This window comes from Endobacterium cereale, from assembly GCF_009617585.1.
Taxonomy (GTDB): domain Bacteria; phylum Pseudomonadota; class Alphaproteobacteria; order Rhizobiales; family Rhizobiaceae; genus Neorhizobium; species Neorhizobium cereale.
The window spans coordinates 65,221-82,446 of the sequence record NZ_WIXI01000048.1; the positions used below are offsets into that span (position 1 = coordinate 65,221).

A 17,226-nucleotide genomic window follows, 5' to 3' on the forward strand; every position below is an offset into this window, starting at 1 on the left:
CCGCCTTTTTTCGTTCACGGCAGTAGAGAACCAAACCTTCTCCTAGAAAGCCCGAAACGCATCGGCAGATGGGCTCTACACGAACCAGCCAGCACGAAGTCAGGGGCACAGCTAAACGAATTGAAGAAATTGACCGCAGGCATTTCCGACAATGACCTTGCCGTCGCGAACAGATCTCCCGCGATCTGTTAATGCCGGGACTTCTCCAAGACTCGCAGAAACTCAGCTTACTGGATATCTTGCCGCTGACCGCTACCGCCGATCTTGGACGGGAACAACTCGCCGGAAATCCGGGTTGCCACCAGCGATGCTCCGGCACGGGTAAAATGCGAGCGATCGGCAACATATGCCGTGCCGTCCCTGCCAAACGTGCAGCTAGCGGCGGTGTCACAAAATATCTTTTCCGGCCAGACCCGTTCCAGTCCTTCGACCTCGACCGCATCCAGAAACGCGTAGGCCCGCGCCGTGTTCTGCCTGAAATCGGCATGGCTGTAGACGACTGTCGGCGTATCGTCGCCCTTCAGCATGATCGCTGCCATCTGATCGGCGACACCCTTGCTGAACCTTGGTCCCGGATAAAGCAGCAGCACTTTTTTGCCGTCCTGCTGCAGGCGGCCAATGGTCTCGCTCAGATTTTCGCGCACGCTTTCAATGGCAATCGAATCGCGCGACTGCTCGCGGCCATCGACATTGAGATAATCCTCATTGAAGAACCCGACCCATGAGGCGGCAAGAACGACCGTCTTCACATCACTTTTTAGAAGATAATCGAAGGCCTGCTGGTTAAAGACGTCGCAATTGGCGGCCCCGCCAGAGCGTGCGATCGAGACTGCAAGTATCGGCGCACAATGTCCGTGGGTCAGTTGAACGATGCCGTCACCGCGGGCACCCAATTCCTTGACCATGGCCGGTGTGATTGATGAACCAATGGAATCGCCCCAGATCGCCACTTCCGGATTTCCGTCCCGGTCAAACATGCAGCCTTTCCACGGCAGCGTCGGCAGCCCGTTCTCCACCTGGATAAGGCAGCGACTGCTCCAGGTCGTGGTATCAATAAAGGCGAAAAGCTTCGGATCGAGACGAGACGGCACGCCATCCTTGATGACGCCGAACAGGCCGATCGCCACAAAGGCCAGCGCGCCGCCGATGACCGCCGTTGCGACACGAAAAACGGAAGCTTTGTTATGTCTGAAGGGTTGCTCGATCAGCGTCCAGGTCGCCATGGCCAAAACGAACACGAGCATGATCAGGCCGATCATAACCATCGGCCCCGGCGGCTCGAGGCTATTGATGCGCCAAAACGCGAAGACCGGCTGGTGCCAGAGGTAGGCGCTGAAGCTGATCTTGCCGACAAAGACCAAAGCCGGCTGCGACAGGATCTTTCCTGCGACATTATCACGTGAGGAAAACAGCAGGACGAGCGCCGCACCCACGACGGGCAGCAAAGCCATAAGGGACGGTATGCGTGTCGAGGGTTCAAAAAGAAAGATCGCAACGACGATCATGACCAGCCCCAGCATGGCCAACAGACCATTCGGCTTGCGAAAACCCAAGATGGCGTAAAATGCGCAGAGCGAGCCCGCAAGGATTTCCCATGCGCGACCGGGCAGAAGATAATAGTTTGCAGACGGAATGGCGCGCGCGCCCCACTCGCTGAAAGCAAGACTGCAGACCGCCATCACCGCGACGATGCGAAAGATCGTTGAAACCCTGAAGCGCCAGAGGAACAGCAGCGGGAAGAGCATGTAATACTGCTCCTCGACACCGAGGCTCCATGTGTGCAGCAACGGCACCTCGCCGGATTCGGTGGCGAAATAGTCCGTCTTTTTCCAAAAGTAAAAATTCGAGACGGAAAAAGCCGTCGCTATCAGGCTTTTCGAAAAATCCTCGTATGCCGACGGCATGAGCAAAAGCCATGCGAATGGCAGGCAGACCAGCGCAACAAAAAACAGCGCCGGCAAAATGCGCTTCGCGCGACGCTCGTAAAAACGAACGAGCGAAAAACGACCACGTTCGTATTCACCGAGAATAATGCGGGTAATCAGGTAACCGCTGATGACGAAAAAGACATCGACACCAATAAATCCACCGCTGAAAGCTGCGAAATTGGCGTGGGAGAGGACAACCGACAGCACTGCGATCGCACGCAGGCCGTCAATTTCCGGCCTGTACATGGTCATGCAATGCGGCACTCAGATATTGCTTTGCGGCTGCAGGTATCATCACCATCGCTGCGGTGCAACAATAGCTGCCCATGGGCACCATGCGTTTAACAGAAAACCTGCATGAAACATGAAATGGCCTTAAACCATCACAATTTCGAATTGGCGCATCACGTTGCACACGCCACCATGACGACATCTGATCGCGCAGGGAATCACCATGTCATCCTCCTCCCCAACCCCATTCGCAAAACTGCCCGCACCACCTTATTACATTGTTGCCTTTTCCTCCTGTCGCACCGATGGCGACAATGGCTATGGAAATATGGCCGATGCAATGGTGGAATTGGCCAGCCGGCAACCGGGCTATCTCGGCGTGGAAAGCGCCCGCGGTGACGATGGTTTTGGCATCACCAATTCCTATTGGGCCGACGAGGAGAGTATCAAGGCCTGGAAGGCCGTGGTTTCTCACGCGGCGGCGCAAAGGCTAGGGCGGGAGCGTTGGTATGAAGAGTATCAGGTACGCATCGCACGGGTAGAGCGCGCATACGGTTTCGACAGATAGGACAGATCATGGCAAGCAAATCCATCGACAATGCCTTTACCGCAAGAACGGTGCGCGGCGCAGCCACAGACCCCACCTATGCCGGCGCGCTGTCCTTCATGCGCCGCCGCTACAGCAAGGAGATTGACGACGCAGATGCGGTCATTCTCGGCATTCCGTTCGATGCGGCCGTTTCCAATCGACCTGGTGCGCGGTTCGGGCCACAGGCTATCCGCCGCGCCTCGGCGATTTTCGACAACGACCCGCAATACCCGTTTTCCCGCGACCTTTTCGAAGCGATGGCGGTGGTGGATTATGGTGATGTGCTGCTGGATTACGGCAATCATCAAAAGACGCCTGGCCTGATCGAGGCGGAGGCCGCAAAAATCATTTCTTCCGGCGCCTTTCTTCTGTCTCTCGGCGGCGACCATTTCGTCACATGGCCGCTTCTGAAAGCCCACGCAGCCAAACACGGCCCGCTTGCCCTCGTCCATTTCGATGCCCATCAGGACACATGGGACGATGACGACGAGCGCATCGACCACGGCTCCTTCGTGGCCCGCGCCGTCCGCGAAGGCGTGATCGACGCCGATCATTCGATCCAGATCGGCATCCGCACCCATGCGCCGGAGGATTTTGGTATAAAAATCCTGCATGGTCATGAAGTCGAGGATTTGAGTGCACAGGCCATAACCGAAACGATCCTTGCCCATGTCGGCAACCGGCCCGTCTATCTGACCTTCGATATCGACTGCCTCGACCCCGCTTTCGCGCCTGGCACCGGCACGCCGGTTGCCGGGGGCCCATCCAGCGCCAAAATCCTGTCGGTGCTGCGCAAACTTGGCCCGCTCGATATTCGTGGCGCGGACGTGGTGGAGGTTGCCCCGGCATACGACCATGCCGACATCACCGCCATTGCCGGAGCGACGGTAGCAATGTATATGCTCGGCCTTACAGCCGAGCGCCTCGCTCAGCGTTAAAACAGTTCAATAGCCGGCAGGAAGAGCATTGCCGGCCAGAGCTTCAGCCACCGAAATTATGGGATGACGACAATGGCAGCAAAGATCTTCATCGACGGCGAACATGGCACGACGGGGCTGCAGATCCGCACCCGCATGGCCGGCCGCCGCGACGTCGAGCTTTTGTCGATCCCTGAAGCCGAGCGCCGCAATGCCGCGATGCGGGAGGATCTGCTCAACAGCGCCGATATCGCCATCCTTTGCCTGCCCGACGATGCTTCCAAGGAAGCCGTCTCGATGTTGGCCGGCAACAACAATGTGCGCATCATCGACACCTCGACCGCTTACCGCGTTGCACCCGACTGGGCCTATGGTTTTGCCGAACTGGACAAGGGCCAGGCCGAAAAAATCCGCTCTGCCCGTCACGTGTCCAATCCGGGCTGCTATCCGACCGGCGCGGTCTCGCTTCTGCGTCCGCTGCGCAACGCCAGACTGCTGCCGGATGGTTACCCCGTCTCGGTCAATGCGGTTTCCGGTTATACCGGCGGCGGCAAGCAGTTGATCGGCCAGATGGAAGATGCGTCTCGCGAGGATGCGCTTTCCGCCAACAATTTTCTCTATGGCCTGACGCTCAAGCACAAGCATGTGCCAGAGATGAAGACGCATGGTCTGCTCGACCGCGCGCCCCTCTTCTCGCCGTCCGTTGGTCGTTTTGCGCAGGGCATGATCGTGCAGGTTCCGCTTTTCCTGGAAGACCTTCAGGACGGTGCAACAGTGGAAAAAATCCACGCAACGCTCGTCGAACATTATGCCGGTCAGGACATCGTGTCGGTCGTATCACTCGACGAAAGCGCAAAACTGCCGCGCGTCGATGCGGAAGAACTGGTCAACACCGACCGCATGAAGCTGTTTGTGTTCGGTACGCCGGGCGGCGCCCATGTCAACCTGGTGGCGCTGCTCGACAATCTCGGCAAGGGCGCTTCCGGTGCTGCCGTTCAGAACATGGATCTGATGTTGTCCGCGTGATTGCGGAAGCGAAGCCCACCCTTTCGGACGCGCTGGTTAAACGCTGGCGTATCCGCTCTTCCCGCCTGATCGCAGATACGCGCAGCAGTCTGGTTTATCGCGTTCAATGCGATGACCAGCCGGATGCGATCGTCAAACAGTTGAAGCCGAGCGGCCTGCATGAACTGCCTGGCCTCGATTTTCTCAGCTGGCGCGACGGCAACGGCGCCGTGCGACTGCTGGACCGCACGGAAACGGCGGCGCTGCTGGAAGATGCCGGAACGATCCTGCTGCGCGACTATCGCCTGCTGCATGGCGAGGATGCGTCGAACAGTGTCGTGGTCGATCTGGTCAACAAGCTGCATTCCGGCTCATCCTCGCCACAGCCTGCCGAACTCACCCCGCTGAAACGTCATTTTCAATCGCTATATGTCCGGGCAGCGGACACCAGCGATCCGCTTTTTGACGTCTTTTCCTACTGCACGGTGATCGCTGACGACCTGTTAGCCACGCAGGCGAACATCCGGCCGCTGCATGGCGACCTGCACCATGAAAATATTATCTCGGACGACGGTGGCGTCTGGCGTGCAATTGATCCGCAGGGGCTGATCGGCGACCCGGCCTATGACGTGGCGAACATTTTCGGGAACCCAGACGGCGCCTTTGCCGATATCGTTGATCCGGCCCGGATCATCACCCTCACCCTGCTTTTCGCAAAGACGATTGGCTGCAGTAAGGAAAAAATCCTGCGTTACGCCATAGCCCATGCGGGTGTGTCGATCTGCTGGTCATTTGAAGGCAACGACAGAATTTCCGCCGGCGGCAACGCAAGCGAACGGCTTGCCTTCTTCAAGGTGGCGAGACGCTTGCTGGAAGCCGGAGCCGTCAGCGTGTAACGGCTTGCGACGCCTCAACCGGATATTCTCCGACATAGCCACGCCAATGGGCGACCGCATAACCCAGCACGATCAGAGCGCCGCCCTGATGCGCCAGCGCTAGATCGAGAGGCACCTGCCATAGCAGTGTCAGGATGCCGATCACCGCCTGCCCACAGACCAGCGCAAACAGGGTGATCGAGCGCGTGGCGTAAACGCTGCCCGCCGCCTTCGAGAGCGTGATCAGCATGTGCACAAGCGTGGCAGCAAGGATCAGATAGGCCCCGCAGCGGTGCACGAATTGCACCGTCTTGTGGTTTTCAAAGAGGTTGATCCACCACGGATCGCGGATGAACAGGTCGGCCGGGATAAAGGCGCCGTCCATCAGCGGCCAGGTATTGTAGCTCAGGCCCGCATCGAGGCCGGCCACCAGTGCGCCGAGATAAATCTGGAACAGTGCCAGGAAGGCGATACCACCCGCCGCCCAGACGGAATAGCGGGTAGGCGCGGCGTCGCGACGTTGTGACGTCAACCCGCGCATGATCCACACACAGGCGGCAAAGATCAGACAGGCAATGACCAAATGGGTCGCCAAACGGTATTGCGAGACGCTGACGAGCTTGGTGAGGCCGGACGAGACCATCCACCATCCGATAAAGCCTTGAAACCCGCCGAGCGCCAGGGTGCCGACCAGCGGCCAGCGCACCTGTTTTTCGATGCGGCCGGTCAGCCAGAAAAACAGGAGCGGCAGCGCAAAAATCATGCCGATGGCACGGGCAAGGAACCGGTGCGCCCATTCCCACCAGAAAATCGACTTGAAATCCTCGACCGTCATATGGCTGTTGAGCTGTTCATATTGCGGAATACGCTGGTAGAGTTGGAATTCCTCTTCCCACTCAGCGGCATTGAGCGGTGGTATGACCCCGTGGATCGGCTTCCACTCGGTGATCGAAAGCCCGCTGTCGGTCAGGCGCGTGGCGCCGCCGACAAGAACCAGACAGAAAAGCGTGAGGATGACAAAACCGAGCCAGAGGCGCACGGCCTTGCGATTGCGCGTCGCCTTCTTCGTGCTTGCGGAAAAATCTGCTGCTGTCGAATGCATGACCGACATCCGTTTCATCCCTGCTGACTGCGTCCATTAGCGTCTTGCTGCGCGCTTTTGTCCGTTGCTTTGCCCGATGCCCCCGTGCAAAACAAGTCCTTCAGCTTTGCGGCATGCGGTCGCGGCTTGACGGGAGAGCTTGACGAAAAAATGCATCCGCGCCTCAAAAGCTTCATCGGCACGATCCTCATCATCATTCTGGTGATCGTTTATGCCGACATTGCCACCACGGTCGCCTCAGCCCTCCTTGCCACCTCGGCATGGTGGGTGCATCTCCTGTATTTCCTGCTCACCGGCCTGTTGTGGATCCTGCCAGCCATGCTCATCATCAAGTGGATGGCAGGTCCGAGACCGCCGCGCGCCTGACTTTTTTTTGCGTTGACGACGCCTTAACCAAGCAGGCCGGATCTTCTCACGAAGGGGCCGCCTATAAACCGATTGTTGCAACTCCGCCTTTATGATCGCACGCGAATGTGATGGCGGAGATGGGCGTGCAGAAGCCGCAACCCGATTTCAAAACGGTAATGGACGCTGTAGCAGCGCCGGCGAATAGCATGCCCGCGCCGACGCCCTTTCCTGTCGAACAGTTGCAGCTTGATCTCGTTGCCAGCATGGAGGAGATCAGGGCCGACTGGCAGAGGCTGGAAGCACTGCCCCGAAACTCTCTTCACCAAGCCTATGACTGGTGTCACGCCTGGCATCAGGCACACCAAAATCCATTACTGCTGGTTCGCGGCCGCATCGCGGATCGCACGATCATGATCCTGCCGCTGGAGGCGGTTCGGGAGAGTGGAGCCACCATCGCCCGCTTCATCGCCACTCGTTTCAATAACTTCAACAGCGGCCTTCTGGATGAAGATTTTCGCTTTCTGGATGCTGAAGCGCTGGAGATTATCAAGAGCAGGCTGATAGCGCTGCTGAAGGCCAAGGTCGACCTGCTTGCGCTTGGAACGGTACCGCTGATATGGCGAGATGTGGCGCACCCCTTCAATGGCCTTTACGCCATAGCGGATGCCAATCACACATTTCAGCTGCCTCTCTTGGGCAGTTTCGAACAGACGCTGGCGCAGGTGAATGCCAAGCGGCGACGCAAGAAATTTCGCGTACAGGAACGGCGCCTCCAGGAGAAAGGCGGTTACGACTATGTCATCGCCGAAACGTCGGAACAGAAAGCGGCACTGCTCGATATTTTCTTCGAGCAGAAGGCTGCCCGGTTTCGTCTTCACGGCCTGCCGGATGTCTTCCAGCCTGCGGAGAAGAAGGCATTTTTTCGCAACCTCACGAAAGTTTGCACCCAAGGCGTCAATACGCCGCTTGAACTGCACGCGATCCGACTGAAGGGGGAATATTGCAGCGGGATCGCTGCCATAGCCGGGCTGTCACGCAAAGGCGACCACGTCATCTGCCAGTTCGGCTCAATAGATGACAGGCTCGTTCCCGACGCGAGCCCCGGGGAACTGCTTTTCTGGCTGATGATTGAACGCGCCTGCGAGCAAGGCGCTGCGATCTTTGATTTCGGCATCGGTGACCAGCCTTACAAACGCAGCTGGTGCACACAGGAAACGGTCACGCACGAACTGCTGTTGCCGGTGACGTTGCGCGGACGGTTGATGGTGTATCTACTGACCGCGAAAAATCGGGCAAAAGGCGTGATCAAGCGCAATCCTGTCCTCTATGGATGGGTGCAGAGATTGCGCGCCGGGCGGCAGGCATCGCAATTTACTGCATCCACCGAGAAAGATTGAGCTGGCTTATGCCGCACGACGCCGGTTGCCGGCGCTATCCCGATTGGTCGGTGGCATTAGCGACGTGCCAGCCATGATCATCAGGTTGGTATAACCGGCGGTTTCGAATACTTCTGCAGCCTCGGCCAGACGTTTTTCGTCGTAACCGGGGGCCGAGATGACGATATCGGCGTCCTTGCTCCGTGCCACGCGCGCGAGATTGCCAATGCCCGCAGGCCCACATTCCACCAGAACCACATCATATGCACCGGCAAGCCCGTCGATGATAATGCCAAGACGATCGGCACCACGCATGGCAGTTGCACCATCGGCGATCCCGCGCGGGACGATATGCGCGTCCGAGAGCCGATCGGGATGGATCGTATCGGCGAAGGCAGCGGCGCCAGTAAGAAGATCAGTGATGCCCGGCAACGACTTGCCGTTTGCCATAAGACGTGTTGGGCATGACGAGCCGGTCATATCAACAAGGACCACGGCGCGGCCGGCCTCGGCGATTTCGCGCGCCAGCATGACGGTTGCCGTCGAGCCTTCGTCGCCACCCGGAGAGACGGCCACGGCCACCTGCACTTTTCGACCAATGATATAATCGCGCACGGCCTCGATGCTGAAGGCGTCGTCCTGCGCCTTGACGACTTCGCTGGCGACAACCGCTTCGACCGGGGTGGTGACCGTTTCGGCAACGACAGCGGTCTTCACTGCCGGCTCAGCCACGACCGCATTCGAGGTGACGGCAGGTTTTGTGACGGGCTTAGGTGGCTCGATAGCTTTGGCCTGCGCAGCCGTTTCGATTGCTTCGGCATTGCTCGGCCGCAAGCCCCGGCCGCCGAACAGCGCGATCAAAAGCACGACGATGGTGCTGATCACCAGCGTTGCAAGTGTCACAACAATCGTAATGGGCAGGATTTTCGGGAAATAGGGTTCGGCTGGTTCACCTGCCGTCGAGATCACGCGCGCATCGGCTGGCGTCGAATTCCGATCGATCCTCGACGTCGCCTCGCGGTAACGGGCAAGATAGGTTTCCAGCAACTGGCGCTGGGCGGTCGCTTCGCGTTCCAGCGCGCGCAGGCCCACTTCCTCCTCGCCGGCGCGGGCGGTGTCAGCCTTCAGACCATTCAATTGCTGTACAAGCTGCGTCTCACGCAGCCGCGCTACATTGGCCTCGCCTTCGATACTGGCAAGGATCTTGCGCGTTTCCCCCTGGATCTGCTGGCGGATGCCGGAAAGCTGGGCACGCAGTCCTTTCAGGCGCGGATGGCCTTCCATCAGCGAGGTGGAGAGATCGGAAATCTGCCCCTGCAGGCTGGCCTCGGTTTCTTTCAGCCGCTGAATCATCGCGGACCCGACGACGTCGCTCAGTGTGTCGGAAGGACGACCGGCCTCAATTGCATTGCGGACATTCTGCCCGCGGGCGTCGGCGTTGGCGCGTTCGCCCCTTACCCGCGCAAGCTCGGCGGAAATATCGTTAAGCTGCTGGTTGGTGAGGTTGTTGGTATCGCTGGTGCGGAACAGGCCGGAGGACGAACGATAGTCGGCGACCTTTTTTTCCGCCTCGCTGACGCGTTTCGTCAAGGTGGCGATTTCCGGTTCCAGCCATTTTGCGGCTTCCGCATGACTGTCCAGTTTCGCGCCGCTCTGCATGCTGAGATAAACTTCAGCCATGCGGTTCGGGATCGCGGCGGCAAGTTTTGCATCTTCGGAGCTGAACTCGATTGCGATCACGCGTGACCCTTCGACGGGGTAGACCTGCAGCTTTTCGCGAAAAGTTTTCATGACGCGGTCTTCAGGCGGCAGATCGAGCGGGTTCTGCTGCAAGCCGAGCATGACCAAAGGGTTTGGCAAAGACGAATGTGCGGCCGGATCGAATTCCTTGCGCTCGCTCAGCTTCATCTCGCGCGCAACCTGCTTTATCAAATCTGTCGATTGCAGAAGCTGCGCCTGGCTCTGGATATTGAGCGCGTCGAGTACCGGATCATTTGCACCGGAAGGATCAGGCAGGCCATTCAAGGAGGGCGCGCGATTTTCGATCAGCACGCGGCTTTCCGCCTTGTAGGCAGGCGTCATAAGGCTTGCCCCGACAAAGGCGAGCACCGCGGCCAGCGCCGTCGCGGTCAGAATCGTTTTCTTGCGCTCCCAGACGGCCGCAAACAACTGCCCGAGGTCGATATCCACGTCCTGATTGCCATTGCTTGCTGACATGCCACACTCCGTACTCAGGGACTGCCGATTGGGTAACAAGCTCCGCAGCCTAAAGGATCATGGTAACTCGACAGTTAATGCGCCACCACACGCGGTTGTGGGACGATAAAAACTTCCGCAATACACGAATTTCCGCTTCTCTTTACTATGCATTAACCCTAATGGACCGATAACGGATGTCATAGTTTGACTGCCGGAGCCTTGTCGCGAAATGTCGTTCGCCCGTTCGAGATCAAAGATTGCATTGGTCGCAGCACTTGCCGCCGCAACCATGCTTGGCGCCTGCTCCACCTATCAGCCGGCCCCCAAAAGCTTTCAGGAAGCAACGATCCAGCCTTACAGACTGGACAGCGGCGACCGGTTGCGCGTCAGCGTGTTCGAGCAGACCGGCCTTTCCAACACCTATACGGTCGATCAGGCCGGGTATATCTCCTTCCCGCTGATCGGACAGGTCGCCGCGCGTGGCCAGACCATGGTGGCGCTGGAAGGTGCGATCGCCGCAAAACTCAAACAGGGTTACCTGCGCGATCCAGACGTGACGATCGAGATGGATCGTTATCGCCCTGTCTTCGTGATGGGCGAAGTCGGCCGGCCCGGCCAGTATTCCTATGTACCGGGCATGACCGCACAAAACGCGATTGCCATTGCCGGCGGCTTTACACCGCGCGGCAACCAGCGCGATATCGACGTGACCCGCAAGATCAACGGGCGCAGCATCACCGGCCGGACCTCGATCTCCAGCGCCATGCTCGCCGGCGACACGATCTATGTCCGCGAGCGTCTTTTCTGATCGCACGCACATGACGCCAGGGACGCGCCCCTTAAGGATCATCCACTGCTTCAGATCACCGGTTGGCGGCATTTTCCGCCATGTCCGCGATCTGGTGGAGGAACATCGGGCGGCCGGCCACGAGGTCGGCATTCTCTGCGACAGTTCCACGGGCGGCGCTCACGAAGAGCGGCTGTTCGACGCTATCAGGCCGCAGCTTTCGCTCGGTCTCATCCGCATTCCGATCCGGCGTTCCGTTGCGCCGTCGGACCTGAATGCGCTCTACAATAGCTACAAGCACATCAAGAGTTTGCAGCCGGATGTATTGCACGGTCATGGCGCCAAGGGTGGCGTTCTGGCACGGCTCATCGGCTCAGCCCTGCGGGTCAACAGGTATCGCGTAGCCCGCCTCTATTCGCCTCACGGGGGCAGCCTGCATTACGACCGGGCAAAACTGTCCGGGCGGATCGTGCTGAAACTTGAGCGGCTTCAGGAACGCTTCACCGACAGCCTCGTTTTCGTGTGCGAATTCGAGCGCAATGCCTATGAGACCAAGGTCGGGAAGATTACCACCCGTTCGCAGGTGATCTACAATGGCGTGCGTGACAGCGAATTCGAGCCGGTCACGCCGGTGGAGGATTGCGCCGACTTTCTTTACATCGGCATGCTGCGGGACCTGAAAGGCCCGGACAAGTTCATTGATGCTTTCGGTCGCACGGAACGGGCAATCGGTCATCCGCTTTCAGCCGTCATGGTCGGCGACGGGCCGGATCGTGATCGCTACCACCGGATGATGGCCGAGCGTGGCCTTGGGCGGCGTATCCATATGCTGGAAGCCATGCCGGCGCGACAGGCCTTCGCACTTGCCCGCAATGTCGTCGTACCGTCGCGGGCGGAAGCCATGCCCTATATCGTCATAGAGGCGCTGGCCGCCGGAAAACCGGTGATCGCAACGCGCGTGGGGGGCGTTCCCGAAATCCTCGGCGCAGACAGCCCGGCGCTGGCAGTGCCGGGCGACCCGGCAGATCTTGCCCATGTCATGGTCGATGCCATGACCAATCCCACGTGGTGCGAGGATATGATGCCGGCACCGGATGCTTTCAAGGCGGTGTTTTCAGCCTCGGCGATGGCGGAACAAATGCTGTCGCTCTATCGTGAGCTGACGGGGCGCATAAGCAACATCTAAACGATTTCTTACCAAATGTCGTGATACATCCTTGCGCCAGTGAGGACGAGATCGCGCATGATGAGCAAGCTCGAAGGACAGGAGCAGTTCGATATCGAGGCATTTCGCCGCCGCGTTTCGGATGGCGTTGCCTCCACACCCGACCCGCATGAGCCGGTGGAACTCAACCCGCTCGCCCGGCAGGTGGCAGAGCAGTTCCGCGACGAAAATTATTCACCCGCCATGCTGATCGGCCAGTACCGCCTCATCGAGTTTCTGCTGATGCTGGCGGTCGGCCTTGCAACTGAACTGTTCTTCGGGCCGTCAGAACGTTCGCTTGCCGTCCGTTTTTGCATCATTGGAGCCGGGTCCGCCCTCGTCGTTCTTCTGCTGCAACTGGCCGATGCCTATCAGATTCCGAGCATCCGCGCACCGTCACGTACACGCAAGCGCCTTGTTGGAAGCTGGCTGCTTGGCATTGCCATTAGTGTCGGTCTGCTTATGGCCGCTGACGGTGCTCCGACTACGACAGGTCTGATCCTCTGGGTTTTCGGTGGCGCCGCCGTTCTCCTTGTCGAACGTTTTCTGATTGCCTTCGGCATCCGCAACTGGTCACGCAACGGCATCATGGAACGCCGGGCCGTCATTGTCGGCGGCGGCCAGCCGGCCAAGGAACTGGCGCGTGCCCTGGAGCGGCAACCCGACAACGATATCCGCATCTGCGGCATCTTCGATGACCGAGGAAACGACCGCTCGCCGGAAGTCGTTGCCGGTTATCCGAAACTTGGCACCTTTGCCGAACTGGTGGAATTTTCGCGCCTGGCCCGCATCGACATGCTGATCATTGCATTGCCGCCAACAGCAGAGGATCGCATCCTGCAGCTGATCCGCAAGCTCTGGGTCCTGCCGGTCGATATCCGCCTCGCCGCGCATGCCAATCGCCTGCGTTTCCGTCCCCGCGCCTACAGTCATGTCGGCTCCGTGCCGATGTTCGATATTTTCGACAAGCCGATCCGCGACTGGGATTCGGTGGCGAAGCGCGCCTTCGACATCTTTTTCTCGCTGCTCGCCATCTTCTTCCTGTGGCCGATCATGCTAGGCGTGGCGCTGGCCGTGAAATTTACCTCACCGGGCCCGATCCTGTTCGTGCAGAAACGTCACGGTTTCAACAACGAGATCATCAACGTCCTGAAATTCCGCTCAATGTATACGCATCTGAGCGACCCGACCGCGAAGCTCGCTGTAACCAAAGGCGACGCACGCGTGACCCCGGTCGGCAGGTTCATCCGCAAATCCTCGCTCGATGAACTGCCACAGTTTTTCAACGTGCTGCGTGGCAATCTCTCGCTGGTCGGCCCGCGCCCGCATGCCGTGCAGGCACAGACTGGTGACCGCAAATATGTCGATGTCGTCGAGAGCTATTTTGCACGCCACCGTGTAAAACCGGGCGTGACCGGCTGGGCACAGATTAACGGTCTGCGCGGTGAGATCGATACGGATGAAAAGATCCGCGCCCGCATCACCTACGATCTCGACTATATCGAGAACTGGTCGCTGCTGTTCGATCTGAAAATCCTTTTCCTGACGCCGATCCGATTGCTCAATACGGACAACGCCTATTGAGCACGACCGCCGACAGTTCACCGTACACCTTTCGCCCGCAGCTTGCGGCGCTGCGGATCTGCGGCTCGGCCATGGTCGCCTTCGGCGTTTTCCTGTCCGGCTTCGTGATTTCGGAACCGGCACCTTATGAACTGGTGATGGCCGCCCAGATCGGCCTGTGGTTTCTGTTGGGACTGAAAATCTCGCGCGCCAATGCGCCACTTCTGGTCCTGCTCCTTCTGTTCAATGTCGGCGGCATGTTTTCGCTGACAGTGATGAAGGACATGTCCGGTGGGCCGATGTATGTGGCAGTGTCGCTATTCCTGGCGCTGAGTTCCGTTTTCTATGCGGCGATCATCGAGGACGAGCATCGCCGTTTGGCACTAATCTTCAAGGCCTGGGTGGCGGCCGCCGTCATCACCTCCATGCTCGGTATTATTGGCTATTTCCATGTCTTGCCGGGTTTCGACGTCTTCACGCTTTATGACCGCGCCAAGGGTGCGTTTCAGGACCCCAATGTCTTTGGCCCCTATCTGGTGCCCCCTGCCCTCTACCTGATCTACCGCCTGTTGAACGGCAAGCTTTCAGAAGCGCCGCTCGCCATTGCCGGCCTGATGGTGCTGTCGCTCGGCGTGCTCCTGTCCTTCTCGCGTGCTGCCTGGGCGCTGTTTGCTTTCTCCGCCATCGCGCTGGTGGCAATCATGTTGCTGAAGGAACGCACAGGCGCATTCCGATTGAAGATTCTGTCGCTTTCGATTGCCGCCATTCTGGTGATGATGCTCGGCATGGCTGCCGCCATGCAGTCGAAAAAGGTCTACGACCTGTTCGAAAGCCGCGCCAAGCTGGTGCAGGAATATGATGGTGCCCGTCTCGGCCGCTTCGAGCGTCACAAGATGGGTTTTCTCATGTCGATGGAACGCCCTCTCGGTCTCGGTCCCATGATGCTCGGGAAAATGTTTGGCGAGGATGAACACAACATCTGGCTGAAATCGTTGACCACCTACGGGTGGCTGGGCTTCGTCTGTTACATCATCCTGATCTGGTGGACTCTGATCATCGGCTTTCGCAATCTTTTGCGCGACCGTCCGTGGCAGCCCTATCTGATGATCGCCTGGGTAATGGTGGCCGGTCATGCGCTGATCGGCAATGTCATCGACATCGATCACTGGCGCCATGTCTATCTTCTGTTCGGCATCGTCTGGGGCTGTGCCGCGCTGGAGAGCCGCCACCAGCGTGCAGAACGCGAGAAACGTCTGCATCCTGCACCGCCGCCACCTGCACAAGCCGATCGTTCCTTGCTGGACTACTGAACCGTTGCCGGCCTTGACTTCGCGTTGGTGGCCTCCAGTTTCTCAAGCATGTTGACAGTATCCCAACTCCGCGCCGCGCGCGCCATGATCGCTCTGACGGTGGACGAGCTTGCCACTCTCACCGGTCTGTCCTCCTCCGATATTCACGATGCCGAAAAAGGCGAGGCATTTTCTGACGCGCTGCTTGCCAGCCGGCTGCAAGGTGCACTGGAAAGCCGCGGCATCGTATTTTTGGCAGCAGGCCAGGAAGACGCATCGATCGGGCCGGGCATACGTCTGCGTAGTGGCCAGCAGGACGAGGGACTGCGGCCGGAACGGCTGAACGCCACAAACGACGATTGATGCGCGTCTGAACCGGTTTTTCCTTTTCGCTGGAACATTTTGGCACGATCGTCGTTGTCGCGGGCAATCGTATCACGCATGCCGCCGCCATCCTGTTGCGTCGGTGCCAAAGGAGTAATCGCATGAACCGCAACAATGGCCTCTACCTCATCATCGGCGCACTGGTTGTCGTCGTGGTCGGGCTCGGCGCCTATGTCTACAACGAGCAAAGCAAACCGAAAGGTGTTGAGCTCAGCATCGGCCAGGACGGCGTGAAGGTCGAGGAAAACTGATCGCGGATCGCGAGCAACGACCGTCATCGGCATTTTACGAAAAAGCCTGTAGTTTGCCCGGAACAAAATGTGCGGACCGTCGTTGATGCCGCACATCAAGCAAAAAAGAGCGGGAACTCATGAGCACGCATCTGTCCGGACAATCTATCGAAAGCAGTGCAGTCCGCAAAGTTTGGAATGTCAGCGAATTTGCTAAACGATATCGGCTTGATGAGAAGGAAGAAACACGCCTCGTGCGTCTTCTCGGGCAGTTCGCTGCCGAGCATGAGCTGCTTATGAACGCCAGCCGCGCACCACTTTACCGCTGAACTCTTTTCAATCTCCGACATTTGCTCTTGCGCGCACCGTGCCGAGCATTTATGGAGGTTCTGCTTCGCAAGGGGCAGGTCGGAATGTAGCGCAGCCCGGTAGCGCACTTGACTGGGGGTCAAGGGGTCGTGGGTTCGAATCCCGCCATTCCGACCAAAATCCCCTCGCGATATAGCAACCAGCCTTATCTTATCTACGCTGCCATGAGCATGAGTGGAATTGGATATGTCCGGCAGGTCGTCGCGGAGCACAAACTCCCGAAAAGTCGCTGCGGTTCACTATTTGCCCCCGATAAGGTGCAGTTTGCCCCTGATTGGATGAAGCATTACCCACAGCTATACACCTAGGCATGAGAACCGCCTAACCGGATGCCTTGACGAATACGTCGTCTGCCATGCCGACGATCATTAAAGCGATACCGGCAGGTCAGCTTTTCCAAAAGCCCAAAGGCGGGCAAAGCTCACAATCGCAACCCATGAAAAAGCCCCGGCCAAAAAGGCGCGGGGCTTTCTCTTGATGACTTACGTGATTAGCACGAGGTACCAGCATTGCCGGCGCCGGGATTGGTGCTACCATTGTTATTCTGCTCGGACTGCGTAGCACCCTGCGTACCACCCGGTGCGCCACAGTTTGACTGGGAGCTGCCTTCCGATTTGCTCTCGCTGGAGCCGGCCGCGCTGCCCCCGGTGGAGCTACCGCTCGAAGCACCGGAATTATCGCTGTTCGCGCCGCTGCTATTGGAGCCGTCGCCGCCACTACCACCGCTGGCGCCCTGCGCCATTGCAGAGGTCGCAAGACCGAGGGAAAGTGCCGCTACCGTAAGAAGCTTAATCATTGGGTGTTCCTCTTTGTCGGATTTATTGCCCGCC

The 17,226-nt window shown here is 58.6% G+C and carries 17 protein-coding genes and 1 tRNA gene; 14 read left to right on the forward strand and 4 right to left on the reverse strand.

Annotated features, from left to right (window positions below):
* Positions 1-227: 227 nt before the first annotated feature.
* Positions 228-2,180 (reverse strand): acyltransferase family protein, encoded by a 1,953-nt coding sequence (locus GAO09_RS20780; protein WP_153356941.1) that lies wholly within the window; start codon positions 2,178-2,180, stop codon positions 228-230.
* Between the two features lie 202 nt (positions 2,181-2,382).
* On the opposite strand from GAO09_RS20780, the gene GAO09_RS20785 reads away from it, so the two are divergent.
* From GAO09_RS20785 to GAO09_RS20800, 4 genes are all read left to right on the forward strand, one after another.
* Positions 2,383-2,727, forward strand: coding sequence for an antibiotic biosynthesis monooxygenase family protein (locus GAO09_RS20785; protein WP_153356944.1), 345 nt, complete (start codon positions 2,383-2,385; stop codon positions 2,725-2,727).
* An 8-nt stretch (positions 2,728-2,735) separates the two neighbouring features.
* Complete coding sequence (speB, locus tag GAO09_RS20790; protein WP_153356946.1) at positions 2,736-3,686, forward strand: agmatinase; 951 nt, start codon at positions 2,736-2,738, stop codon at positions 3,684-3,686.
* A gap of 72 nt (positions 3,687-3,758) precedes the next feature.
* Positions 3,759-4,691, forward strand: coding sequence for an N-acetyl-gamma-glutamyl-phosphate reductase (gene argC / locus GAO09_RS20795; protein WP_153356949.1), 933 nt, complete (start codon positions 3,759-3,761; stop codon positions 4,689-4,691).
* Positions 4,688-5,566: an aminoglycoside phosphotransferase family protein gene (locus GAO09_RS20800; RefSeq protein WP_324184847.1), complete on the forward strand. Its 879-nt coding sequence runs from the start codon at positions 4,688-4,690 to the stop codon at positions 5,564-5,566. Before argC ends, GAO09_RS20800 begins: the two co-directional genes overlap by 4 nt.
* Here GAO09_RS20800 and GAO09_RS20805 read toward each other — a convergent pair.
* Entirely contained in the window at positions 5,556-6,656 is a 1,101-nt protein-coding gene (locus tag GAO09_RS20805) for a COX15/CtaA family protein (protein WP_153356952.1), read from the reverse strand. The genes GAO09_RS20800 and GAO09_RS20805 overlap by 11 nt on opposite strands.
* Positions 6,657-6,797: 141 nt before the next feature.
* On the opposite strand from GAO09_RS20805, the gene GAO09_RS20810 reads away from it, so the two are divergent.
* The gene (locus GAO09_RS20810; protein ID WP_153357543.1) at positions 6,798-7,013 is read left to right on the forward strand and encodes a DUF2842 domain-containing protein; all 216 of its coding nucleotides are present in this window, start codon (positions 6,798-6,800) and stop codon (positions 7,011-7,013) included.
* A 110-nt stretch (positions 7,014-7,123) separates the two neighbouring features.
* Positions 7,124-8,392, forward strand: coding sequence for a GNAT family N-acetyltransferase (locus GAO09_RS20815; protein ID WP_235938354.1), 1,269 nt, complete (start codon positions 7,124-7,126; stop codon positions 8,390-8,392).
* A 6-nt stretch (positions 8,393-8,398) separates the two neighbouring features.
* Here the strand turns inward: GAO09_RS20815 and GAO09_RS20820 are convergent, their stop codons facing one another.
* Positions 8,399-10,588, reverse strand: a complete 2,190-nt coding sequence (locus GAO09_RS20820) for a GumC family protein (protein WP_153356955.1) — start codon at positions 10,586-10,588, stop codon at positions 8,399-8,401.
* A 211-nt stretch (positions 10,589-10,799) separates the two neighbouring features.
* Here GAO09_RS20820 and GAO09_RS20825 point away from each other — a divergent pair, with 211 nt between their 5' ends.
* The 8 genes from GAO09_RS20825 to GAO09_RS20855 all read left to right on the forward strand — a co-directional run bounded on the left by GAO09_RS20825 (position 10,800) and on the right by GAO09_RS20855 (position 16,513).
* Positions 10,800-11,378 carry a polysaccharide biosynthesis/export family protein gene (locus tag GAO09_RS20825; protein ID WP_209018778.1) on the forward strand — a complete coding sequence of 193 codons (579 nt, stop codon included), beginning with the start codon at positions 10,800-10,802 and terminating at the stop codon, positions 11,376-11,378.
* 10 nt (positions 11,379-11,388) lie between these two features.
* The gene (locus tag GAO09_RS20830) at positions 11,389-12,543 is read left to right on the forward strand and encodes a glycosyltransferase family 4 protein (protein WP_153356958.1); all 1,155 of its coding nucleotides are present in this window, start codon (positions 11,389-11,391) and stop codon (positions 12,541-12,543) included.
* Between the two features lie 60 nt (positions 12,544-12,603).
* The gene (locus GAO09_RS20835; RefSeq protein WP_153357551.1) at positions 12,604-14,145 is read left to right on the forward strand and encodes an undecaprenyl-phosphate glucose phosphotransferase; all 1,542 of its coding nucleotides are present in this window, start codon (positions 12,604-12,606) and stop codon (positions 14,143-14,145) included.
* Complete coding sequence (locus GAO09_RS20840; RefSeq protein WP_235938356.1) at positions 14,142-15,434, forward strand: O-antigen ligase family protein; 1,293 nt, start codon at positions 14,142-14,144, stop codon at positions 15,432-15,434. The genes GAO09_RS20835 and GAO09_RS20840 overlap by 4 nt, the downstream gene beginning before the upstream one ends.
* A 48-nt stretch (positions 15,435-15,482) precedes the next feature.
* Positions 15,483-15,776, forward strand: coding sequence for a helix-turn-helix domain-containing protein (locus GAO09_RS20845; RefSeq protein ID WP_153356961.1), 294 nt, complete (start codon positions 15,483-15,485; stop codon positions 15,774-15,776).
* Positions 15,777-15,898: 122 nt separating this feature from the next.
* On the forward strand, positions 15,899-16,048 hold the full coding sequence (locus GAO09_RS29700) for a hypothetical protein (protein WP_209018779.1): 150 nt from the start codon (positions 15,899-15,901) through the stop codon (positions 16,046-16,048).
* Between the two features lie 119 nt (positions 16,049-16,167).
* Positions 16,168-16,356, forward strand: coding sequence for a hypothetical protein (locus tag GAO09_RS20850; RefSeq protein WP_153356963.1), 189 nt, complete (start codon positions 16,168-16,170; stop codon positions 16,354-16,356).
* An 80-nt stretch (positions 16,357-16,436) separates the two neighbouring features.
* Positions 16,437-16,513: transfer RNA gene (locus GAO09_RS20855), tRNA-Pro, on the forward strand.
* 373 nt (positions 16,514-16,886) lie between these two features.
* Here GAO09_RS20855 and GAO09_RS20860 read toward each other — a convergent pair.
* Positions 16,887-17,192: an oxidoreductase gene (locus GAO09_RS20860; RefSeq protein WP_153356967.1), complete on the reverse strand. Its 306-nt coding sequence runs from the start codon at positions 17,190-17,192 to the stop codon at positions 16,887-16,889.
* Positions 17,193-17,226 lie beyond the last annotated feature (34 nt).